16 protein-coding genes and 1 pseudogene are annotated in these 23,418 nt (G+C 71.3%); 14 read left to right on the top strand and 3 right to left on the bottom strand.

Annotated features, from left to right (window positions below):
• From BMY89_RS20295 to BMY89_RS20280, 4 genes are read left to right on the top strand one after another with little or no spacing between them, the layout of a single operon-like run.
• Positions 1 to 5,799 (top strand): type I polyketide synthase, encoded by a 5,799-nt coding sequence (locus BMY89_RS20295; protein WP_092381611.1) that lies wholly within the window; start codon positions 1 to 3, stop codon positions 5,797 to 5,799.
• Complete coding sequence (locus BMY89_RS20290) at positions 5,799 to 6,239, top strand: acyl-CoA thioesterase (protein ID WP_092381610.1); 441 nt, start codon at positions 5,799 to 5,801, stop codon at positions 6,237 to 6,239. The genes BMY89_RS20295 and BMY89_RS20290 overlap by 1 nt, the downstream gene beginning before the upstream one ends.
• Positions 6,236 to 6,787: a flavin reductase family protein gene (locus BMY89_RS20285; protein WP_092381609.1), complete on the top strand. Its 552-nt coding sequence runs from the start codon at positions 6,236 to 6,238 to the stop codon at positions 6,785 to 6,787. Before BMY89_RS20290 ends, BMY89_RS20285 begins: the two co-directional genes overlap by 4 nt.
• Complete coding sequence (locus BMY89_RS20280; protein WP_092381808.1) at positions 6,784 to 8,151, top strand: cytochrome P450; 1,368 nt, start codon at positions 6,784 to 6,786, stop codon at positions 8,149 to 8,151. The genes BMY89_RS20285 and BMY89_RS20280 overlap by 4 nt, the downstream gene beginning before the upstream one ends.
• A gap of 467 nt (positions 8,152 to 8,618) precedes the next feature.
• Here BMY89_RS20280 and BMY89_RS31375 read toward each other — a convergent pair.
• Positions 8,619 to 8,885, bottom strand: a pseudogene (locus tag BMY89_RS31375) (helix-turn-helix domain-containing protein); the annotation flags it as partial.
• A gap of 522 nt (positions 8,886 to 9,407) precedes the next feature.
• On the opposite strand from BMY89_RS31375, the gene BMY89_RS20270 reads away from it, so the two are divergent.
• The 10 genes from BMY89_RS20270 to BMY89_RS20225 all read left to right on the top strand — a co-directional run bounded on the left by BMY89_RS20270 (position 9,408) and on the right by BMY89_RS20225 (position 20,607).
• Positions 9,408 to 10,052, top strand: coding sequence for a MerR family transcriptional regulator (locus BMY89_RS20270; RefSeq protein ID WP_092381608.1), 645 nt, complete (start codon positions 9,408 to 9,410; stop codon positions 10,050 to 10,052).
• Between the two features lie 455 nt (positions 10,053 to 10,507).
• Positions 10,508 to 12,418 carry a CRTAC1 family protein gene (locus tag BMY89_RS20265; RefSeq protein ID WP_232521440.1) on the top strand — a complete coding sequence of 637 codons (1,911 nt, stop codon included), beginning with the start codon at positions 10,508 to 10,510 and terminating at the stop codon, positions 12,416 to 12,418.
• Entirely contained in the window at positions 12,367 to 13,410 is a 1,044-nt protein-coding gene (locus tag BMY89_RS20260) for an enediyne biosynthesis protein (RefSeq protein ID WP_092381606.1), read from the top strand. Before BMY89_RS20265 ends, BMY89_RS20260 begins: the two co-directional genes overlap by 52 nt.
• 848 nt (positions 13,411 to 14,258) lie before the next feature.
• Positions 14,259 to 15,044, top strand: a complete 786-nt coding sequence (locus tag BMY89_RS20255) for a helix-turn-helix domain-containing protein (protein WP_092381605.1) — start codon at positions 14,259 to 14,261, stop codon at positions 15,042 to 15,044.
• 141 nt (positions 15,045 to 15,185) lie between these two features.
• Positions 15,186 to 16,364 (top strand): acyl-CoA dehydrogenase family protein, encoded by a 1,179-nt coding sequence (locus tag BMY89_RS20250; RefSeq protein WP_092381604.1) that lies wholly within the window; start codon positions 15,186 to 15,188, stop codon positions 16,362 to 16,364.
• A gap of 34 nt (positions 16,365 to 16,398) precedes the next feature.
• Positions 16,399 to 16,818 (top strand): SgcJ/EcaC family oxidoreductase, encoded by a 420-nt coding sequence (locus BMY89_RS20245; RefSeq protein ID WP_092381603.1) that lies wholly within the window; start codon positions 16,399 to 16,401, stop codon positions 16,816 to 16,818.
• A gap of 441 nt (positions 16,819 to 17,259) precedes the next feature.
• Positions 17,260 to 18,126 (top strand): formylglycine-generating enzyme family protein, encoded by an 867-nt coding sequence (locus tag BMY89_RS20240; RefSeq protein WP_092381602.1) that lies wholly within the window; start codon positions 17,260 to 17,262, stop codon positions 18,124 to 18,126.
• A gap of 14 nt (positions 18,127 to 18,140) precedes the next feature.
• Positions 18,141 to 18,407: a ubiquitin family protein gene (locus tag BMY89_RS20235; protein WP_092381601.1), complete on the top strand. Its 267-nt coding sequence runs from the start codon at positions 18,141 to 18,143 to the stop codon at positions 18,405 to 18,407.
• Entirely contained in the window at positions 18,407 to 19,417 is a 1,011-nt protein-coding gene (locus BMY89_RS20230; RefSeq protein WP_092381600.1) for a quinone oxidoreductase family protein, read from the top strand. Before BMY89_RS20235 ends, BMY89_RS20230 begins: the two co-directional genes overlap by 1 nt.
• 125 nt (positions 19,418 to 19,542) lie before the next feature.
• A complete protein-coding gene (locus BMY89_RS20225) occupies positions 19,543 to 20,607 on the top strand; it encodes a glucose-1-phosphate thymidylyltransferase (protein ID WP_092381599.1) in 1,065 nt (354 codons plus the stop codon).
• Between the two features lie 67 nt (positions 20,608 to 20,674).
• Here BMY89_RS20225 and BMY89_RS20220 read toward each other — a convergent pair whose 3' ends face one another.
• Together BMY89_RS20220 and BMY89_RS20215 are read right to left on the bottom strand one after the other, a co-directional pair.
• Positions 20,675 to 21,904: an acyltransferase family protein gene (locus BMY89_RS20220; RefSeq protein ID WP_111313858.1), complete on the bottom strand. Its 1,230-nt coding sequence runs from the start codon at positions 21,902 to 21,904 to the stop codon at positions 20,675 to 20,677.
• Positions 21,905 to 22,043: 139 nt separating this feature from the next.
• A complete protein-coding gene (locus BMY89_RS20215) occupies positions 22,044 to 23,375 on the bottom strand; it encodes an FAD-dependent oxidoreductase (RefSeq protein WP_092381597.1) in 1,332 nt (443 codons plus the stop codon).
• Positions 23,376 to 23,418: the final 43 nt, after the last annotated feature.

Genomic DNA, 23,418 nt, shown 5'->3' with positions numbered 1-23,418 from the left:
ATGACAAGGATCGCCATCGTCGGCATGGCCTGTCGATACCCGGACGCGTCGTCGCCGACGGAGCTGTGGGAGAACGCGGTCGCCGGCCGGCGCGCCTTCCGCCGGCTGCCCGACGCCCGGATGCGTCTGGACGACTACTGGTCGGCCGACCCCGCCGCGCCGGACCGCTTCTACGCCCGCAACGCTGCCGTGCTGCAGGACTGGGAGTTCGACCGGGTCGCCTTCAAGGTGGCCGGCAGCACCTACCGGTCCACGGACCTGACGCACTGGCTCGCCCTGGAGGTCGCCGCCGCCGCGCTGGCCGACGCCGGCTTCCCGATGGGGGCCGGCCTGCCCACCGAGCGGACCGGTGTGGTGGTCGGCAACAGTCTCACCGGGGAGTTCGCCCGGGCCAACCAGCTACGGCTGCGCTGGCCATTCGTCCGCCGGGTGCTCGCACCCGCCCTGTCCAAGCTGGACTGGGACGAGGAGCGGATGCGTGACTTCCTCGACCTCGTCGAGGCCGACTACAAGCGGCCCTTCCCACCCATCGACGAGGACACGCTCGCCGGGGCGCTGTCGAACACCATCGCCGGCCGCATCTGCAACCACTTCGACCTGCGTGGCGGCGGCTACACCGTGGACGGCGCCTGCTCGTCCTCACTGCTCTCGGTGACCACCGCCTGCCGGGCACTCGTCGACGGCGACGTCGACGTCATGGTGACCGGCGGGGTCGACCTCTCCATCGACCCGTTCGAGATCATCGGATTCGCGCGGACGGGCGCCCTCGCCACCGGCGAGATGCGGGTGTACGACCGCGGGTCCAACGGCTTCTGGCCGGGCGAGGGCTGCGGCATGGTCGTGCTCATGCGCGAGCCGGACGCCCGGCGTGCCGGACACCGGATCTACGCCACCGTGGCCGGTTGGGGTGTCTCCTCCGACGGCCGCGGTGGCATCACCCGACCGGAGATCGGCGGCTACCAGCTGGCCCTGCGGCGCGCGTACGCGCGGGCCGGGTTCGGGCTGGAAACGGTCGCGCTGTTCGAGGGGCACGGCACCGGTACGAAGGTGGGCGACAGCACCGAGCTGTCCGCGCTGTCCCAGGCCCGCCGGATGGCCGACCCCGACGCGCCGCCCGCCGTGATCAGCTCGATCAAGGCCATGATCGGGCACACCAAGGCCGCGGCCGGGGTCGCCGGCCTGATCAAGGCCGTCCTGGCGCTGCACCATCAGGTGCTGCCCCCGGCACTCGGTTGCCCCGAGCCACACGAACTGCTCACCGGGGCGGAGCGCACCCTGCGGGTGCTCCCGGCCGCCGAACCCTGGCCGACCGGTGCCCCGCTGCGGGCCGGCGTCACCGCCATGGGCTTCGGCGGGATCAACACCCACGTGGTGGTGGAGAGCACCCGGGCCAGGCGGCCGGGCGGGCTCGACCCACGGACCGCGACGCTGACCACCGGAGCGCAGGACGCCGAGCTGCTCGTGCTGGACGGGATGTCCTGGACGGCGTTGCGGGACCGGGCGGAGCAGCTCGCCGCGTTCGCCGGCGCCGCCACGTACGCGCAGCTGGCCGACCTCGCCGTGACGCTGCGGCACGAGCTGCGCGACCTGCCGTACCGGGCCGCGGTCGTGGTGGTGAACCCGGAGGACGCCGAACGCCGGCTGCGCCGGCTCGTCGACGCCGTGAACCGGGGCGAGGAGTCGCTTGCCCACGGTGCGGAGCCGGTGTTCCTGGGGCAGGTCACCGGCCGGGCCCGGATCGGCTACCTCTTTCCCGGCCAGGGCTCCGGTCGGGGCACGGCCGGCGGCGCGCTGCGGCGCAGGTTCCCGTCGGTGGACGCGGTGTACCGGCAGGCGGCGCTGCCGGACGACGCCGACCCGGTCGCCACCCAGGTCGCCCAACCCCGCATCGTCACCGGTTCGGTCGCCGGCCTGGCCGCGCTGACGCTGCTCGGCATCGAGGCCACCGTTGCCGTCGGTCACAGCCTCGGCGAGCTGACCGCGCTGCACTGGGCCGGAGTGATGGACGAGGCGGAGCTGCTACGGATGGCCACCGCGCGGGGTGCGGCCATGGCGCGGCACAGCGCGTCGGGAACCATGGCGGGGATCGCCGCCGCCCCGGCCATCGTCGAGCGTCTCATCGACGGGCTGCCGGTCGTGGTCAGCGGGTACAACGGTCCCGCGCAGACGGTGGTCGCCGGTGCGGTCGCCGCGGTACGTGAGGCGTGCCGCCGAGCTGCCGCCGACGGCATCGGCGCCACCCCGCTGGCCGTCTCCCACGCCTTTCACTCGCCGCTGGTCGCGCCGGCGGCCGAGGTGTTCGCCGGCACCCTGGTCGGCGCCGAACTCGCCCCCGTCGGGCGTCGGGTCGTCTCCACCGTCACCGGCGAGCCGCTGCCGGCGGGGACCGACGTGCCGTCCCTGCTGCGCCGGCAGATCACCGAGCCGGTGCGGTTCAGCCAGGCCGTCGCCGTCGCCAGCGGCGAGGTCGACCTCTTCGTGGAGGTGGGACCGGGCCGGGTGCTGTCGCGGCTCGCGGCCGAGGCCACCGGCGCCCCAGCGGTACCGCTGGACACCGACGACGAGTCGCTGGTCAGCCTGCTGCGGGTGGTCGGCGCGGCGTACGTCGGCGGCGCGGCCGGGATGCCGGCCGCGCTGTTCGAGGACCGCCTGGCCCGCCCGATCGACGTCACCGTGCCACCGGCGGTGCTGGCCAGCCCCTGCGAGGCGGTACCGGTGGCCGCCGTCGCCGGGGGCGAGGGCGCGGCCCTCGGTCCGGCCACCCCACCGGCTAGGACGACGTGGCCGGCGGAGTCCGCCGACCGGTCCGGGCCGGGGGCGCTCGACCTGCTCCGGCAGATGGCCGCGAGTCGGGCGGAGCTCCCGGTCGAGATGGTGCGGCCGGAGAGCCGGCTCCTGGACGACCTGCACCTCAGCTCGATCACCGTCGGCAACCTCGTCAACGAGGTGGCCGAGCGGATGGGCATGGGCGCGGTGAGTATGCCGCTGAACTTCGCGGCGGCGTCGGTGCGGGAACTCGCCGCCGCACTGGAGGAGCTGCAGGCCACCGGTGGGGAGACCGCCGTCGCGGCCAGCCCGCCGGTCGTCGGCGCGGAGAGCTGGGCCCGGGCCTGGGCGGTCGATCTGGACCCGGCCCCGGTGCCCGAGCCGGTCGACCCGCTCGGGCCGGGTGGCTGGCGGCTGTACGCCCCGGCGGACCATCCGTTCGCCGCCGCCCTCGCCGACCGGCTGGCGGCGACGGACACCGGCTCCGGTGTGCTGGTCTGCCTACCGCCGGGCTGTACGGAGTCCGACCTGGAACGAGCGCTGCACGGCGCCCAGGACGTGCTGGCCGGCACCGACGTCGACCGGTTCGTGCTCGTCCAGCATGACCGCGGTGCCGCCGGCCTGGCGAAGACACTGCGCATGGAGCAGCCCCGGGTGCGGGTGACGATCGCACACGTCCCGGCCACCGCCGAAGCGATCGAGTACGTCGTCGGCGAGGTGCGGGCGACCGACCAGTACGTCGAGGCGTACTACGACCTCGACGGTACGCGGCGGGTGCCGACGCTACGGGCGATGCCCCTGCAACCGGAGCAGACCCGGGCGCCACTGGACGAGTCGGACGTCCTGCTGGTCACCGGTGGCGGCAAGGGCATCACGGCCGAGTGCGCCTTCGCCCTGGCCGTGGAGACCGGCGCCCGGCTCGCCCTGCTCGGCCGGTCTGACCCGGCGACGGACTCGGAGCTGGCGGCGAACCTGGAGCGGCTGGCCCATCACGGCGTGACCGCCCACTACGTGCGGGCCGACGTCACCGATCCGGAGCAGGTGGCTGCGGCCGTCGACGAGACCGTCCGGGAGTTCGGTCCGGTGACCGCGGTACTGCACGGCGCGGGTACCAACGAACCGGCGGCGCTGGGCCGCCTCGACGCCGCGGCGCTGCGGCGTGCCTTCGCCGCGAAGGTGGGTGGGCTGCGGGCGGTGCTGGACGTCGTCGGGGCCGGCAACCTGCGTCTGCTGGTCACCCTCGGCAGCATCATCGGCCGGGCCGGCCTGCAGGGCGAGGCCCACTACGCGACGGCCAACGAGTGGCTGGCCGACCTGACCCGGACGGTCGGCGAGGAGCATCCGAGCTGCCGGTCGGTCTGCCTGGAATGGTCGGTGTGGTCCGGGGTGGGGATGGGCGAGCGGCTCTCGGTCGTGGACACGTTGGCCCGGGAGGGCGTCACGCCGATCACTCCCACCCAGGGTGTCGAACTCCTGCGCCGGCTGGTGACCGACCCGGCGGTGCCGCCGGTGGTGGTGGTCAGTGGACGCACCTCCGGCATCGACACCGTGCGCTACGAGCGGGTGGAGCTGCCGCTGCTGCGGTTCCTGGAACGGCCGCTGGTGCACTATCCCGGGGTCGAGCTGGTGACCGAGGCGGAGTTGAGTACCGGCAGCGACCCCTACCTGTCCGATCACCACCTCGACGGGAATCTGTTGTTTCCGGCGGTGCTCGGCATGGAGGCGATGGCTCAGGTGGCATCGGCCCTGACCGGCCGGTCGTCGGCGCCGACGGTAGAGGACGCGGAGTTCCTGCGACCGATCGTCATCGCACCGCAGGGGGCGACCCGGATCCGCGTCGCGGCCGTGGTCACCGCACCCGACGTGGTGCAGGTGGTCATCCACAGCAGCGAGACCCGGTTCGCCGCCGAACACTTCCGGGCCCGCCTGCGCTACGGCACGCCGGTCGTACCCGACGGACCGCCCCGGCCGGTGCCGGTGGACGTGCCGGAGGTACCGCTGCGGCCGGCGACGGAGCTCTACGGCGACCTGCTGTTCCAGGGCCGCCGGTTCCAGCGCGTGCTGCGCTACCACCACGCGGCGGCCCGCGACGTCGACGCCGACCTGCTTTTCGAGGAGCACGACTGGTTCGCCGCCTTCCATCCGCGGACCCTGCTGCTCGGCGACCCCGGCATCCGGGACGCGCTGATGCACGGCAACCAGGTCTGCGTACCCAACGCCACCCTCCTGCCGACCGGCGTCGCGCGGATCTGGACGGCCGCCGGCGTCAGCGGGCCGGGACCGTACCGGTATCAGGCGGTCGAGCGGTCCCGCGACCGCGACACCTACGTCTACGACGTGGTGCTGCGGACCGGTGACGGCGACGTGGTCGAACGTTGGGAAGGGTTGAGCCTGCGCGCCGTACGCCGTGGCGACGGGCGGGGCCCGTGGCTCGCGCCGCTGCTCGGGCCGTTCCTGCAACGCGCGGTCGGCGAGCTGACCGGCGTCGAGATCGCGGTCGGGGTCGAGCCCGACGGGGCGGACGCGGGTGACACCGGCGATCCGGTGGCGACCCGCCGGTCCCGCTCGGCCCGGGCACTGGCTCGCGCCACGGGGCGCAGGTGGCCGGTTCGGTACCGCGGTGACGGCCGGCCGGAGATCGACGGCGGCCAGGAGGTGTCGTTCGCGCACGGTGCGGGCCTGACGGTGTGCGCGGTGGCATCCCAGCCGACCGCCTGTGACGTGGAGGCGGTCGTGCCCCGCACCCCGGTGGAGTGGCGCGGGCTGCTCGGCGCACACGCGGAGCTGCTGCCGCTGCTGACCGGCCCGGACGGTGGCGACAACCGCGACGTGGCGGGCACCCGCGTCTGGGTGGCCATGGAATGCCTGCAGAAGGCGGGCGAACCCTTGGCGGGCCCCCTCACCGTCCGGCCTGTGGAGCACCCCGGCTGGGTGGTGCTCAGCGCGGGACCGATCACCGTCGCGACCTTCGTGACGGCGTTGCGGGACGTGCCCGAGCCGGTGGTTTTCGGGCTCCTGACAGGGGAGGGCTGATGTCCCGCTATTTCGAGTACCGGCACGTGGTCGGGTTCGAGGAGACCAACCTCGTCGGCAACGTCTACTACGTGCACTACCTGCGTTGGCAGGGCCGATGTCGCGAGATGTTCCTGCGGGAACGGGCGCCGCGGGTGCTCGACGACCTGCGGGCGGATCTCAAGCTGTTCACCCTGCGGGTCGACTGCGAGTTCTTCGCCGAACTCTCCGCCTTCGACGAGGTGTCCGTCCGGATGCGGCTGGTCGATCTGGCGCAGACGCAGGTCGAGTTCGGCTTCGACTACCTGCGCCTCGCCGAGGCCGAGGGCGAGACGCTGGTGGCGCGGGGGATGCAGCGGGTGGCGTGCATGCGGGGCCCGAACACCCGCACCGTGCCGACCCGGGTACCGGAGGCCCTGGCACAGGCGCTCGCGCCGTACGCGCGGGCGGAGGCGTCGTGACCGGGGCACCGGGTGCGCGGACCGACCCCCCACCCGATGGGCACCTGGCCACCGGTCGTGAGCTGCGGCGGGTTTTCGGCACCTTCGCCACCGGTGTGGCCGTGCTGACGGTGGGGGGCGAGCATCCGCACGGCATGACGGCGAACTCCTTCGCGTCCGTTTCGCTCGACCCACCGCTGGTGCTCGTCTGCGTCGGCCGTTCCACGGTGATGCACGCCTGCCTGGCGGAGGCGTCGGGCTTCGGGGTCTCGGTGCTCGCGGCCGGTCACGCCGGCATCGCGCGGTACTTCGCCGATTCCCGGCGCCCGGTCGGCCCGGAGGAGTTCTCCGGGATCCGGACGGTGCCCGGGGCGAGGACCGGTGTACCGCTGATCGCCGGCGCCCTGGCCTGGTTCGAGTGCGAGCCGTGGCGACGGTACGACGGCGGCGACCACACGATCGTCGTCGGCCGGCTGCTCTCGGCCGCGCGGGTCGCCGCGGGTGCGGCCCTGCTGTTCCACGACGGGCTGCTGGGCACGACCGAGTACGAGTGGAGGGCGCGGGGATGACGGCACGGTACCCACGGCCGGTGGCACCGCCGGGGCCGCCCAGGCGGGCGGCGCTGCGGATGCTGGCGGTGATGACCCGCGACCGGCTGGGGATGATCAGTGACGCCGTCGACCGGTACGGCGATGCGGTACGGATCCCGGTGGGTCACAAGAGCCTGCACGTGTTCAACCACCCGGACCACGCGCAGCACGTGCTGGCCGACAACGCGGGCAACTATCGCAAGGGCATCGGTCTGGTGCACGCCCGGCGGGCGCTCGGCGACGGTCTGCTGACCAGCGAGGGCGAGCTGTGGCGCAAGCAGCGCAAGGTGATCCAGCCGGTGTTCCAGCCGCGGCGGCTGGCCCACCACGCCGGCCTCGTCGCGGCCGAGGCGCAGCGGTTGGTCCACCGGCTCCGCCAGCGCGAGGGCGGCGCTGCGGTGGACGTGGTCGCCGAGTTCACCGGCCTCACCCTGGGCGTGCTGGGCCGGACCCTGCTCGATGCCGACCTGAGCCCGTTCGGGTCCGTCGGCGAGGAGTTCGCGGCGGTCCAGGACCAGGCGATGTTCGAGCTGGCCACGCTCGGGATGGTGCCCGCCTGGGTGCCGTTGCCTCGCCAGCTGCGCTTCCGGCGGGCCCGGCGTGAGCTGCAACGGGTGGTGGACCAGCTGGTGGCGGCGCGGGCGGCGGATGCCGACGGTCAGGACGACGTCCTCTCCCGGCTCATCGTCTCCACCCGGGCCGAGCCGGATCCGCGGGTCGCGCGTGGTCGACTTCGCGACGAGTTGGTCACGCTGCTACTGGCCGGTCACGAGACCACCGCCAGCACCCTCGGCTGGACCTTGTACCGCGTCGACCGCGAGCCGGAGGTGCGGCACCGGTTGCGGGCGGAGGCGCAGGCCGTGCTGGGCGGGCGGTTGCCCGGCTACGAGGACCTGCACCAGCTGCGCTACACCACGATGGTGGTCAAGGAGGCGATGCGGCTGCACCCGCCGGTGTGGCTGCTGCCCCGGATCGCCGTCGCGCCCGACGTGGTGGGTGGGCACGCGGTGCCGGCCGGAGCTGATGTGGTCATCCTGCCGTACACCCTGCACCGGCATCGGGAGTTCTGGGTGGACCCGGAGCGGTTCGACCCGGAGCGCTTCGACCCGGCCAGGGTGCGGGACCGACCCCGCTACGCCTACATCCCGTTCGGTGCCGGCCCACGCATCTGCGTCGGCAGCAACCTCGGTTTGATGGAGGCGGTGTTCGTGCTGGCGATGATCGCCCGGGAGTTCCGGCTCTCGACGCCCCCCGGGCACCAGGTCGTCCCGGAGCCGATGCTGTCGCTGAGGATCCGTGGCGGGTTGCCGATGCTGGTCAGGGCGGTGGGCGAGGGCGGCTGACGGCGGTCGCGTCCCTGGGCGCGGCGGATCCTGAGCGCTGTCTCGGGTGACAGGTCGAGCAGGGACAGCAGTGCCGGTGGGTCGAGGTCGCGGTGGGGGCGGACGAACACCTCCGCCCCCTGTACGTCCCCGCCCTCGGTGATCCGGATCGGCCCGTACCGGGCCACCCCGGTGATGTGGTCGGCCTGGTGCTGGTCGCTCGGCGGGCACTGCCACTGGCCGAGGGAGTGCGCGACGAGGTACCAGTCACCGGCGCTGACATCGGAGAGCCGGTAGGGGCCCGGCCGGCTCACGGTGGTCCAGCTCTCCGGAGGGCCCTCGGCGATGGCGTCCGGGAACAGTCCGATGAAGATCGGCTTGGTGAAGCGCGGGCAGAAGGTGCGCAGCTCCCCGCTGATGACGGCGCCGCCCTGCGGCGACCGGCTCCGCCCGATCGGCGGCAACGGATCAAGGAATCGACGCCGGTAGGCCATCGGGGACACGCCGACACTGCGATGGAATCGTGAACTGAAGGTGCCGAGACTGGTGTATCCGACAGAAATGCTGATACTCGCCACGGTCATCGACGTGTTGGCGAGCAGGCGTTTGGCCTCCTGGATCCGGATCGCGGCGAGGAAGCGTCCCGGCGATATCCCCGTCATCCGGCGGAACAGCCGCGAGAAGTGGTATCTGCTGAACATCGCCACGCTCGCGAGCTCGTCGATCGTCAGCGGCTCCCCAAGCCTTTCGCGCATCGTCCACAATGCACGTCTGACGGCTACCTCCCCCATCAACATCGAGTCACCCGGAGGGCCGGTCGAACGTTCGTCGGGGGCGCACATGATGCGGCGCCGCTCGGCTATGTAAGCGCATGAAATGTATTCTTCCGAGGAGATTCTTATTTACCGTCATCGTGCTGACGTTAGATGCTATCGCTCGTCATTGGAATGGGCAACTCCCGATTTTCCGACGCTTGTGCGGTGCTGTTGAATGAGTTACCGCCAGTAACAGATAGTGGCACTATTCGCAATTTCCGGAGAGGTGCTGCCAAAAGCGTCTCAAGTGGACGCTCGCAATGTCCCTGGGGTGCGACGACCTGGCGGCGCCTGGCTGGCATTGCTACCGCACGCCGGCCACCGTCCGTGATCTCGTCGACGACGGCGCGGCAGACTCTTGACCGAGGGGGTGAGCCTCTGCCGTACGACATAACGGGTGGATGCGCCCACATGCCGGATATCCGGCAATTCCTGTAAATGCGTACGTAGGGCAGAGTTGCTGTGAGGATTGGAGAGCTGAGTCATCGTGCAGAACTGCCGATACCAACCATCAAATTCTACCTGAGAGAGGGGCTGCTCCCGCCTGGAAGATCGGTTCGGGAAGGCCGCCAGCTGTATTACGACGAGCGGCATCTGTCCCGGCTGGCGCTCATCCGGACGCTGACCGTCCTGGGTGGTATGAGCCTGGCCTCGGTGCGTACGGTCGTGCGGGCGTTGGACGACGGGGGAACCCGGACCGCGGATCTCTCCGCGGTCATCAACGACGCGATGGCTACCGAGGATACGGGTGTGCCCGCGGTCGTCGGGAATCGAGATGTGGCGGCCCGGGTCGACGCCCTCGTCGACCACCTGGGCTGGCGGGTCGATCCGGACTCGCCCGGCCGACACACGCTGGCCCGGGTGCTCGCGGCGCTGGAGCAGCATGCGGGCGTCGAGGTGGGCGCGCTGATGCCCTACGCGGCGATGGCGATGTCGCTGAGCACGATGGAGGCCGCCGGGCTGCCGCCACGGCTGGAGTCGGAGGCCGACGCGGTGGCCGTGGTCGCACAGATCGTCCTGCTGGACGCCGCCCTGCTGGCGCTGCGGCGACTGGCCCGGGAACACCTGGGCCAGGCCGGCGGGTCGGGACGCGGCGAGCGACCGTGAGGGCCGGCGGCGGCGGACGCGGAGCGGTGGGGGCCCGCGTCCGCCGCCGCCGACAATGCCTGACGCGCCCGACCCGAATGCCACCGCAACCTGCGAGAAGAACTGAATCACACGCGTCGGCCATGATGTTTGTGGTTCGGGACCACTCCGATGGTGCGGTCGTCGTTCTCGGGCCGGTGTATCCGCGCCGCGCCTAATGCGTGGGAGCGAAATTCCGGCACATTTCCCGGCCATTGTCGGGGCCGCGGTCACCTGCCTCGCGCCCGGGTGCCGGCGCGGATGTGGCTCCGGACGTCCACCGAGAACGCGGCAGCGGATCAATCACCGGTTGGCCCGGACCGTCGCATTTCGGCGCAGCGTGCGACGTCGTCGCGATGGCGCTGCCACAATCGAGGGGGAGCCCGTTGGTATCGCAACCGGTCGGCATTCTACGTCGGCTCATACCCGTGTTCACGGTGATCGGTCTATTGATCGCCACCTACCTCCTGGCGAGGCTGCCCCAGGCGTCGCCGACCGACCGCGCCCGGCTGGCCGCCCGGTTCGGGTTCACCGAGCTGCCGATCATACTGCCGGACGGTCTGCCCGAGCGTAGCGTCCGGGCGGTCAACCCCGAGTACGAGCACATCCGGTCCTGGGTGTCGTCGGTCGGCGCCGCAGTCGCCATCAACGACCTCGACGGCGGCGGGGTGGCCAACGACATGTGCCTCGTCGATCCCCGCAGTGACAGCGTGATCGTCACGCCGGCACCGGGTAGCGCCAACGTGTACCAGCCGTTCGTCCTGACCCCGACTCCACTGCCGACGCACCGCGCGATGGCGCCGATGGGCTGTGTACCCGGGGACTTCAACGAGGACGGCTGGACCGACCTGTTGGTCTACTACTGGGGCCGCACACCCGTGCTGTTCATGAACCGCGGCGGCCAGGCGCCGCTCGCTACGGGCCGCTTCCGGCCGACGGAACTCGTTCCTACCCGGGACCGCGGCGACGGGGTGTACGACGGGCAGCTGTGGAACACCAATGCCGTCGCCGTGGCGGACTTCGACGGTGACGGGCACGTCGACATCGGCGTCTTCAACTACTTCCCCGACTCCCAGGTGCTCGATCCCGAGGGGCGGGCCGGGGTGCAGATGAACCACTCGATGTCCCGGGCCCGAAATGCCGGAGGGGCGCACATCCTGCGCTGGACCTCGGCCCAGGGTGGCAGCGAGCCCTCGGTCACGTACACCGAGCAGGTCGCGATCGACCCGGCGGTGGGCAGTGGGTGGACCCTGGGCGCGGCCTCAGCCGACCTGGACGGGGATCTGCTGCCGGAGCTCTACCTCGCCAACGACTTCGGCAACGACCGCTTCTTCCACAACCGTTCCGTTGCCGGTGAGATCCGCTTCGAGCTGGCCGAGGGCGAGCGGGACGCGTTCACGCCGAAGTCGCTGGTCCTCGGCCACGACTCGTTCAAGGGCATGTCCATCGAATTCGGCGACCTGCACGGCAGCGGCCGCTTCGACGCCTTCGTCAGCAACATCACCACCTCCTGGGGGCTGGAGGAAAGCACCTTCGTCTGGCGCAACATCGCATCGAGCCCGCAGGCGGCCGGCGAGATGCTGCGCGCCGGCCGGGCGCCGTACGAGAACGAGGCGGCCGACCGCAACCTCGCCTGGTCGGGCTGGGGCTGGGACACGAAGATGGCGGACTTCGACAACGACGGCGAGGTCGAGGTCGTCCAGACCAACGGCTTCATCAAGGGCAGCCTCAACCGGTGGGCCTGGCTCCAGGAACTGGCCATGGCGAACGACCTCATGCTGCGCAATCCCCAGATGTGGCCGAACTCGCGGCCGGGCGACGACGTCGCCGGCTCGCAGCCGATCGCGTTCTGGGCGGCGGAGGGCAACGGCCGGTACACCGACCTCGGCGCGGCGCTCGGCATGACGGACGACACGCCGAGTCGCGGCGTCGCGATCGCCGATGTCGACGGCAACGGCAGCCAGGACTTCGCCGTCGCCCGCCAGTGGGGCCAGCCGAGTTTCTACCGCAACACCACGGCGCGCCCCGGCGACTTCCTCGGTCTGCGCCTCTACCGGCCGGCGACCTCGCCGGACGCGATCGGCACACCGGCGTACGGCGCCCAGGTGCGGGTCCGCACGCCCGACGGGCGTACCCGGGTCGCCCAGCTCGACGGCGGGGGCGGCCACTCCGGCAAGCGCAGCTTCGACCTGGTGTTCGGGCTCGGCGAGATTGGCGAACAGCCGGTCTCGGTCGAACTGGCCTGGCGTGACCTCGACGGCGTGCTGCACACCCGGACACAGCAGATGACCCGCGGCTGGCACAGCCTGATGCTCACCGATCAGGCCAGGGAGGTGAAGGTGCCGTGAGCGCCCCGTCCATCCACCGCACCGACCGTACAGCCGCCCCCGAGCGGGTCGGTGGGGACCCACCCGGCGTACGGCCGGACACCGCGACGCCGCCGAAGGATCCGCGCTACCTCGCGCTGCGGAACTTCGCCATTTCGATGACCGTCTTCAACATCCTCGGCTATACGGTGCTCGGCTTCGAGCAGCCGTGGGCGTGGCCGATCCTCGCGCTGCTGGTCGGCTACGCGGCGGAGATCCTGATCGAAGTGGTCACCGCGGCCGCGCACCGGCGCGCGCCCGAGTTCACCGGGCGTGGGGCCCGGGGAATGTTCGAGTTCCTGCTTCCGACACACATCACCGCCCTCGCGGTGAACATGCTGCTGTACGCCAATGACCGGTTCTGGCCGATCGCGTTCGCGGTCGTCGTCGCCATCGGCCAGAAGGCCGTGCTCCGCGCGCCCGTCAACGGACGGATGCGGCATTTCATGAATCCGTCCAATCTCGGCATCACCGTGGCCCTGCTGATGTTTCCCTGGGTCAACGTCGCGCCGCCGTACCACTTCACCGAACACGTGCCGGACGCGATCAGCATCATCGTGCCGTTGTTCATCATCACCTCGGGCACCGTCCTGAATGCGATGTTGACCAAGAAGGTACCGCTCATCCTCGGCTGGGTCGGCGGTTTCGTGATCCAGGCGTTGGTCCGGCACTGGACGCTCGACGTGGCGCTGTGGGGTGCGCTGGTGCCGATCACCGGGGTGGCGTTCGTCCTGTTCACGAATTACATGATCACTGACCCGGGGACCACGCCGACCAAGGGCTGGAACCAGTTCGCCTTCGGTTCCGGCGTGGCCGCCGTCTACGGAATCCTGATCGCCCTCAACGTCGTCTACACGACCTTCTTCGCGCTGACCCTCGTCTGCCTCATCCGCGGACTCATGTGGTGGATCGCCTGGCTGCGCCGACCGGCGCGGGAGACCCGGCTCGGCGGCCCGGAGCCCGCGTCGAGGTGAGCTGGTGCCGGCCGGGACGGCGACCGTCGTCCCGGCCGGCGACAGCGGGGCCGCGGCCGGGACGGGTGTCACGGTCGGGCGGGCGGGCCGGAGCGTCGCGGAGGCCAACTATGGCGATCGACGTCGATGTGCTGTCTAATGGGACGTTCGCCTCCAGGCGCACTGCCGGCGGCGCCGGTGACCGACCGTGGTGCTCCGGTCGCGCCGAGCGCGCCGGCGCCGACCGCCCCTGACGGTACGGTGAGTCACCTCCCGGCGGAGTCACGGCCGATCTGCCGTGTATTTCCTTAACATGGCCGTCACGTTTCGCACCGGACTTAACGTCGAGAATCCGGGGAAACGCGGGCGCGTCCATGACGCGTTGTGACCGCAGCGGCTCGTCCCTTTGTTGGCGGGCGAGCCGCCGCGTGATGTGCGGCACCGTGCTTTTCTTCGAGCGTGCGGGATTGACCGCACTTTTCAAGATGCTGGGCTCTTCTCCGAAACGCGAGGATTACCGCAATCGCATGCCAAAGGCGTGCGGAGTCCAAGGGGGAGCGGAAGTTGCCAGTCGCCAATGCGTGCATCCGACATCCGACACGCGTTTTCCTCGGTCGAGTCACCCCGCCTAGGTCGGTGGCCGGTCCAACAGGTGGCAGCTCTTGCAGCGACACCATCTGTGGTCCGTGACGGAAAGACAGAAGACGGTTCGGCTCTAATTGTGCCGCAGGGTGCCAGGATTCGTGGCCGATGCGGAGCGTTTCGAATGTGCGCCCGGCGAATCGCCGGCGGTGCCGCGTGCCGGGGCGTAATTGTTCTCTCGCTCCGTGAGCCGTCGCCAATGGTGCGCCGTCGGCAGGGGAGGCGTAGTGAGCAGCCATTTTGTTGATGCAGTAGAGCGGTCGATCGTGTTGATGCGGGACAACCTCGGTGAGCAGTTGACCGTGGACGACATGGCGCGTGCCGCCATGTTCAGCAAGTTCCACTACACACGGGTCTTCCAACGCGTGACCGGGGTCTCGCCCGGTCGGTTCCTGTCGGCGCTGCGTCTGCAACGCGCGAAGTCGCTGCTGCTCTCGACGTCGATGAACGTCGCCGATATCAGCGTGCACGTGGGATACAACAGCGTTGGCACGTTCAGTTCGCGTTTCACCCGCAGCGTCGGCCTGTCGCCCACCGAGTACCGCCGGCGCGAGGGTGTACTGCGGTCGATCGTCCGGGCCGAACCGGACGGTGTCACGCCAGCCACCGGCGTCGTCTCGGGCGTCGTGTCGGGCTGCTCGTCGACGCCGCTCGACACGGTGTTCCTGGGGTTGTTCAAGAGCCGGATCCCGGAGGGGCGCCCGGTGAGTTGCACAACCCTGACCGGCCCTGGGCGCTTCGCGCTCGACGGGGTGCCGGACGGCACGTGGTACCTGCTCTGCCACGCCCTCGGTACGGTGCCGGGCGAGGACGGTGGGGTCGGGCCGGAACCGGCCGCCATGTTCGGCTGCCACGGCCCGTTCCGGATCGGTCCGGAGCAGACTCTCGATCTTGTCGTGCGGCTCAGGCCCGCGCGTCTGTGCGATCCACCGATGCTGGTGGCGCTGCCCGACGTCCGTGCCGTCGTCACCGTCCGCCGGGCCCGCTGGAGCGGTGTCGCCCGGGCCGCCTGAGCGTAGGCCCGGCCGGCACGGCCCAAGCCTCCATCTCGGAGGATCCCAAATATCGCTCGCTGTCGATGTTGCGATCACGTTTCGCGACCGCGGGCACCGCCGTCCCGGCTCAGCCGAGCCGGATCTCCCAGGGAGGCATCTTTGAGCAACGATCTACCCGGACGCGCCGAGTTGGTACGTCGCGCGTCCGACCTCGTGCCGACGTTGCGGACGTTCTCGGCGTGGCACGAGGAGAACCGGCGGATCCACGACGAGGCCGTCGCCGCGCTGGCGCAGGCGGGCGTGTTCCGCCTGCGGACGCCCCTGACCTACGGCGGCTACGAGTGCGACACCCGTACGCTCGTCGACGTCGCCGCCGAACTGGCCCGGGGGGACGGGTCGGCCGCCTGGACCGCCTCGGTCTACTGGATCCCGACCTGGATGGCGTCCCACTTCCCGGACCACGTCCAGGACTCGGTGTTCACCAGCCCCGACTCGCTGATCTGCGGCACGCTGAGCCCCAGCGCCATGGCGTCACCCGCCGAGGGCGGCATCGTGGTGAACGGCAAGTGGGGCTTCATCACCGGCGCCCTGCACAGCGGCTGGCAGGCCATCATCGCCGTCCTGCTCGCCCCGGAGGCCGAGCCGATGCCGGTCATCGCGTTGGTGCCCACCAGCGAACTGGAGGTCGTCGACGACTGGCACACCGCGGGCCTGAAGGGCACCGGCAGCGTCAGCACCGTCGCCCGGGACCTCTTCGTGCCCCAGGAGCGGTTCCTGCCGCTCGGCGCGGTACTGCAGGGACAGGGCGCCTCGCACGCCAACAAGTCCAGCAGGATCTACCAGGCGCCGCTGCTGCCGGTGGCCGCGGCCTCCTCGGTCGGCGTCGCGCTCGGCCTGGCGAAGGCGGCGTTGGACGCGTTCGTCCAGCGGCTCGATGATCGCAAGATCACCTATACCGACTACGCCAGCCAGCGCGAGGCGCCGATCACGCACCTGCGACTGGCCGACGCGGCCACCCGGATCGACGAGGCCGAGTTCCACGCCCACCGTCTGGCCGCGACCGTCGACCGTAAGGCCGCCGAACAGGCCGCGTGGACGATGCACGAACGAGTGCTCGCCCGCGCCGACATGGGCGCGGCCGTCCAGCGCGCCCGCGAGGCCGTCGACCTCCTCGCCGACGCCAGCGGCGGATCGTCGATCTACCTCGATGTGCCCATCCAGCGCATCCAGCGGGACATCCAGGCGATGAGCCTGCACGCGCTGATGCATCCCGACACCAACGCCGAGCTGTACGGCCGTCTGCTCAGCGGACTCGGGCCGAACAGCCTGTACGTCTGACCGGTCCCCGGTCCCGATCCAGAGGAGCACCATCGTGTCCACAACCAGTGCGGGCTTCCGGCCCAGCCCCGTCGACCAGGCCGGGGTGGCCGCGCTTCCCGGCCGCATCGTCTCGGCGTGGGCCAAGCACGACGCCGACGCCTTCGGCGCGGTCTTCGTCGAGGACGGCACCATGATCCTGCCGGACCTGTACCTCAAGGGCCGCGACGCCATCGTCGCCTTCATGCGTGACGCCTTCGCCGGGCCGTACCGGGGCACGACCGTCACCGGCCAGCCCATCGACATCCGCTTCCTCAACGGTGAGGTCGCCGTCGTGCTCACCGAGGGCGGTGTGCTGCTGCCCGGCGAGAACACGGTCGCGCCGGAGCGGGCGATCCGAGCCTGCTGGCTGATGGTCAAGGGCGACGGCGGCTGGCACCTCGCCGCGTACCAGAACAGCCCCGGCGCCGCCTGAGGGCCGGCCACCGCGGCCACCGCGCGATCCCTCCTCCGGGACCGCGCGGTGGCCGCACGTCGTTTCCGGACCGCCTCTCCGGCTCCGTGGCGCGATCTCGGCCAGGTGCCGGCGTACCGGGCTCGTTCTCGCTGGGGTCTGCCTCGGCCACACCAGCACCCGCGGTCGGCGTGCCCGCTCTCGGGCAAAGAGCAAGGGGGCGGCCATCCCGCCCGCCCCCTCGTGCACCTGCCAGCACCAGTCATCTACTACCAGCAGGGCGTAATCCAATTGCAGTACATCGATCCATGACATTCATCTTCGACGATGCGCATCCCGGCTGGGCGGGCGGCCCCCGCAGGGCACAGCGAGAGGTGCCGGCCGTCGGCGCCCGAATGAATGATTGCTCCACGACGCGGACCAGGGGCGAACGGCCCGACCGGCGGCAGAAGGCGGGACGCGATGGGCGAGATGCGGCGGGTACCCGGCGGGGTCTTCCAGCAGGGCACCCCCGAGTGGGTGCTCGACTGGCTCGACGACGCCGACCAGCCGTTGCCCCGTCTCTGGTTCGCCGACGAGACACCCCAGTTCACCGCCGTGGTGGCGCCGTTCCGCATCGACCGGTTCCCGGTCACCGTCGGCGAGTACGCCCGGTTCGTGCGCGACACCGGTTACCGCACGGAGGCGGAGCGGCGTGGCTTCGGCCTGGTCTACACGGAGCACGGCTGGGTGGAGCGCGACGGTGTCACCTGGTACGCGCCCGGCGGTCCGGGCACCGGCGGCACCGAGTTCGCCGACCATCCGGTCGTCCACGTCTCCTTCACCGATGCCCGGGAGTTCGCCGCCTGGTGCGACAAGCGGCTGCCCACCGAGGCGGAGTGGGAGTTCGCCGCGCGCGGGCCCGACTTCCGGATCTGGCCCTGGGGCGACGAGTGGGACGCCGGTGCCGCCAACACGGCGGAACTGCACGCCGGCCCGCTGACCTCACTGGCCGCCTGGCAGCAGTGGTGGCGCGTCGAGTGCGCGCGGCGCGGCCCGGTGCCCCGGACCTCACCGGTGGGTGCCTTCTCCGAGCGGGGCGACAGCCCCTTCGGCTGCGCCGACATGGCCGGCAACGTCTACGAGTGGACCTCGACGTCGTCCCGGCTCTACGCGGACACCGTCCGGTGCGACCCCACGGTCGCGATGGCGATGGGCCGCTACCGCGTCATCCGGGGCGGCTCGTGGATGAACTTCCGTTACCAGGTCCGATGCAGCGAACGCATGCATGGCGACCCCGGTGGTTGGTCCAGCTTCGCGCACGGGTTCCGCTGCGCGGCCGACCTCTAGCGCTGAGGAGAGACATGGTCAGGATTGTGGTGCCCACCGTCTGGACGCCCCAGGGCAGGACCGACTTCGAGGGCTCGCCAGGGCCGTTGGACGAGGTCGTCCGGGACTTCGTCGCCCGCCATCCGGAGTTCGGCCGGCGGCTGCTCGACGCCGACGGAGCGCCGTTGCGATACGTCAACATCTGCATCGACGACGACCTGATCCCGCGCCACCTGCGGACCGCCGCGACCGTCGGCCCCGACGCGGTCGTCACCATCCTCTCGCCGATGGCCGGCGGCTGATGGGGGCCGGCGAACGACCACCGGCGGAGTCCGACGACGCGGCATGGCGGGTGGTGATGGACGCGTACGGGCCGCCCGACGTCCTCACCCTCCGCGAGGCGCGTCTGCCCCCGGTCGCGGCCGGTGAGGTACTCGTCCGGGTCGCGGCGGCCGGCGTCAACGTCGTCGACCTCTACCAGCGCAGCGGCACGTACCAGGTGGCCCTGCCGTTCACCCCGGGCATCGAGGGCAGCGGCACGGTGCTGCGGGTCGGTGCCGACGTGACCGGTCTCGTCCCGGGGGACCGGGTCGGTTGGATGGGACAACCCGGGGGGTACGCCACGCACTGTCTGGTGCCGGCGGCCCGCCTGGTGCCGGTGCCCGACGGGCTGAGCCTGGCGGCGGCGGCCGCAGTCCTCATCCACGGCATGACCGCACACCTGCTCGCCACGGAGGTGTACCCGTTGGGCGGCGGTGTCGTCTGCGTGGTGCACTCGGCCGCAGGTGGGGTCGGGGGTCTGCTCTGCCAGCTGGCCGCCCGGCGGGGTGCGACCGTGATCGGAACGGTCTCCCGGGACGACAAGGTAACCGCCGCGTCGGCCGCCGGCGCGCACCACGTCGTCAACTACCGCACCACCTCGTTCGCCGCCCGGGTACGGGAAATCACCGGCGGCCGGGGTGCGGACGTGGTGTACGACGCGGTCGGCCGCGACACCTTCAGCGACGGCCTGGCCAGCCTGCGACCCGGCGGCGCCATGGTCCTCTACGGCCAGGTCAGCGGGGCGGTCGACCCGGTGGACCCGGCGCTGCTGAACTCGCTCGGCTCGCTGTTTCTGACCAAGGCGTCGTTGAGTCACTACGACCGCACCCCCGACCAGACCCGCCGGCGCGCCGCCGCCGTCTTCGACGAGGTGCTGGCCGGCCGGCTGCGGATCCGTACGCACGCCACGTTCCCGCTCTCGGCCGCCCCGGCGGCCCACGAGGCGCTGGCGTCGCGTCGCACGACCGGCAAGATCCTGCTACTGCCCTGACCGGCCGCCGGGCCGGCCGACGCGGCCGGTTCGACGGCCGACGTCCCGGGGAGGCCGCGACGGCACCCGGTCCGCCGGTCCGCCACGGCCCGCCACGGGCGTCGCCCGAACCGATGGGAGAACTCGTGAAGGCCCTGGTGTTGTCCGGAGGATCGGGCACCCGCCTCCGACCGCTCAGCCACTCGCTGCCCAAGCAGCTGGTCCCGCTGGCCAACCAGCCGTTGCTCGCCCACGTGCTGCGTGGCGTCCGTGACATCGGGATCACCGAGGTCGGCATGGTCGTCGGTGCCGGGGCGGAGCAGATCAGACAGGCGCTCGGCGATGGCTCCGGGTACGGCGTCACGATCACGTATCTGCCGCAGGACGCGCCGCGCGGGCTCGCCCACGCGGTGCGGGTCGCCCGGCAGTACCTCGGCGACGCGGACTTCCTCCTCCACCTCGGCGACAACCTGCTGCCTGACGGGCTCGGCGAACCGGCGGTGAAGTTCCGCCGTCGACGGGCCGGCGCCCACCTGCTCGTGCAGAAGGTCGCCGACCCGCGGCCGTACGGCGTGGTGGAGCTGGACCTCGCCGGCCGGGTGGTCCGCCTGGTGGAGAAGCCCCGACACCCGCGCAGCGACCTCGCCCTCGTCGGAGCCTGCTTCCTCACGCCGGTCGTGCACCAGGCGGTCGAGGCGATCCGTCCCGGGCCGCGCGGCGAGCTGGAGCTGACCGACGCCGTGCAGTGGCTGGTGGACCAGGGGGTCATCGTCCGCGCCAGCGAGTACGCCGGCTACTGGCGGGACATCGCCGACAGCGGTGACGTGCTCGCCGGCAACCGGCACCTGCTGGCCACGGTCGAGCCCGAGCGAGGCGGAGTTGTCGACCCGTTCAGCGTCCTCGGCCCCCGGGTACGCGTGGAGCCCGGTGCCCGGGTGATCCGCAGCCGCGTCGACGGTCCGGCGATCGTCGGTGCCGGATCGGTCATCGACGGCAGTCACCTGGGGCCCTACACCTCGGTCGGCCGGGGCTGCGTCATCCGCGACAGCGAGCTGTCCGGCTCGGTGGTCATGGACGAGGCCCGGATATCGGGGGTGCGCCGGCTGGTCGACTCGGTCGTCGGGCGGGCCGCGACGATCGAGCGTGGCGATCCGCGTACCGGCTGCCGGGTCGTCTGCGGCGACCACGGCCGCGTCGAGATACCCGGGTAAGCCGGTCGACCCCGCTCGGCGAACGGCCGCGCCCGGTCACCGGGCGCGGCCGTGGTCCGGCTGGCGGTCAGCTCGACCGGCCGCCACCGGTGGCCCCGGACAGCGGCTGCGCCGGACGATCCGGTCGGTCGCCGCCCCGGCGGGGCCGCGACCAGCGGCGCATCGCCGGCTGCTCGACCAGCGCGTAGAGGATCGACGCCAGGACCAGGCAGAGCAGGTACGTCGCGATCAGCACCGCGATGCCGGTGCCCAGGTCGAACGTCACGCGGCTGTACATGCCGGACACACCGTTCTCGCCGCTGAACGCCGCGTGGACCATGAACATCACGGTGATGTGGATGACGAAGAAGGCGTACATCCGATCACCCAGCCACACCATCAGACTGCTGTTCATCAGCGTCCGCCGCCCGTGCACGTCGGCCATCGCGAAGGCGGGGATCAGCAGCGCCATCGGGATGAGCGGGACGAAGGTGTACCCGTAGAAGATCGGCACCTCGAGCGTGACCAGGTACGCGCCGAGGGTGAGCAGTGCGGCGGGCAGGGCGCGCAGGCCGATCCACCGGCCGGTGAGCACGATGCGCGCCATGATGATGCCGACCACGAACTCCAGGGCCCGGGTCAACGGGAAGTAGAAACCGAACCAGTGCTGGGGCCAGGAGACCTCGGGGGCGACCATCGACGGCGGGTGGTCCGGCAGGAAGGCGTCGGCGATCACCGGGACGAGCGCCGCCAGGGCGGTCACGCCGATCGCCCAGGCCCACAGCCGGCTCGGCGAGATCTTCTTGACCAGGACGTAGAGCAGCGGGAACGCCGCGTACGCGAGCACGTCGATGTTGGCCGACCACATGGGACCGTTGAGATTGCCGAACAGGAACGACTCGGTCGGGAACCAGGAGCTGATCAGGAACAGCCCGGCCAGCGCCTCGACCGCCTTGACGGGCGTACCGGTCGGGATCAGCAGGGCCAGCAGGATGGCGTACACCACCACGTGGTTGGGGAAGAGCTTGAAGAAGCGACGACGCCAGAACGACCGGGCGTTGTCGGTCGACGACGCCGTCCAGGTCACCACGAAACCGGTGAGGACGAAGAAGAAGGCGAGACCGAACATCCCGGCGTTGGCACCGTACTGAATGTAGTCGAGCATCACCTGGGGGTCGGTGAACAGGCCCAGGGCGAGCCCGTGGGTGATGAACACCGACAGGCCGGCGAGGGCCCGAAGTCCCGTGAGCGACGGCAGGCGGGTACCGCCGATTCCCGGAGGGCTCTCCGGCCGTGCTCCGGGTTGGGTGATCGTCATGGAGTGCACCTCCGGGTGGGAACGTCCGCCGGTACCGCCGACGGTCGGTATGTGGGGGCAGGGGCGACGTTCGCCGGGCGGTTCTCGACGGCCCGGCGAACGTCGCGGGCCGTCGCGGTGGTCGCTCGGCCGGCGTTGCTCAGGCCGCGGTACGCGAGTTGCGTAGTACGCGCAGCACCATGCTCGGCCGCATCAGCGCCTCGATCGGGTCGACCAGGCCGGCCGAGCGCATGAACTGCTCGGTCACCGTGGCGTCCCGGGTGGCCGCCACCTGGACGCGGTACATGTAGGCCTGGATCAGCTTGAGCATCGGGGTCCGCTGACCCTCGACGCCGGGGAAGCTGAGGTTGATGCCCTCGGTCATGTCCCAGGCCGGGTCGATGATTCGCCCGACCTCCCGCATGAACTCGAGCGAGTCCGGCGCCTGGCCGCGTCGTAGCGTGTCGCGCAGCGCCAGGGCCTGCAGCGCGGCGAGGCTCTGCGCCTGGGCGAAGACCGGGTTCGGGGTGCAGACGGCGTCGCCGAGCACGATCAGCCGCTCGGGGAACCGCGCCATCCGGTCGTAGCGGCGCCGCAGCGTGGTCGGGAACCGGAACAGCACCGGGTCGTTGAGCGGCTCGGCCTCGACGATCGCCTCGTGGATCTCCTTGGCGGCCAGCGTCCTGACGAAGGCGTTGAAGCCGTCGGGATCGGTGGGCGGATGGTCACCGAGCAGACCGTAGGCGGTCAACTCGACCAGGCCGCTGTCGGTCTTGGTGAAGATGGCGCCGCGCGGCAGCCCGGGGTTCGCCACCGCGATGATCGAGTGGTCGGTGCCGAACGGATCGGTACGCAACCGGTAGTGCCGGGTCACGTAGCCGAGCCCGATCTTGGTGCCCTCCTCCTCGACGCGCGGGTAGCCCATCGCCTCCAACCAGAGCGGCGTACGGGAACCGCGGCCGGTGGCGTCGACGATCAGGTCCGCCTCCAGCGTCTCCTCCGCGCCACCGTCTCGCCGCTGCACCCGTGCCCCGGTCACCCGGGACCGGTCCGGCGACGTGGCCAGCCCGGTGATGTCGTACCGCTCCATGAAGGTGACGTTGCCGAGCGCCTGCACCCGCTCCCGGACGTGCGCCTCCATGATCGGTCGACGGGCGCCCACGTTGGTCAGGCCGGCCCGCACCTGCTTGAGCGGCTTGCCGTTGAAGTACCAGCGCACCGTGCCAGACAGGTCGGTCTGCGGGCACCCGGCGCTGATCATCTGTGCGGTGATCTCGGGAAAGAGCTCCTCCATGGCGCGGGCGCCTCGGGCGAGCAGCCCGTTGATGTGGCGCGCCTGCGGCGCCCCACGGCGCGCCTCACGTACCCCGAGCAGCTCGTCGCGGTCGACGATGATGACCTCGCGGTAGCTCTCGGACAGCGCGCTGGTGGCGAACAGTGCGGTTATGCTGCCACCCAGCACGACCGCGCGTTCTCCGACGAATCTGTTCATGAACGGTCGTCTCCCTTGCGTGATGAACGATTTCGGTGACGTC

The organism is Micromonospora phaseoli, assembly GCF_900109115.1.
GTDB lineage: Bacteria > Actinomycetota > Actinomycetes > Mycobacteriales > Micromonosporaceae > Micromonospora > Micromonospora phaseoli.
This window is presented reverse-complemented; position numbering and strand designations above follow the sequence as displayed.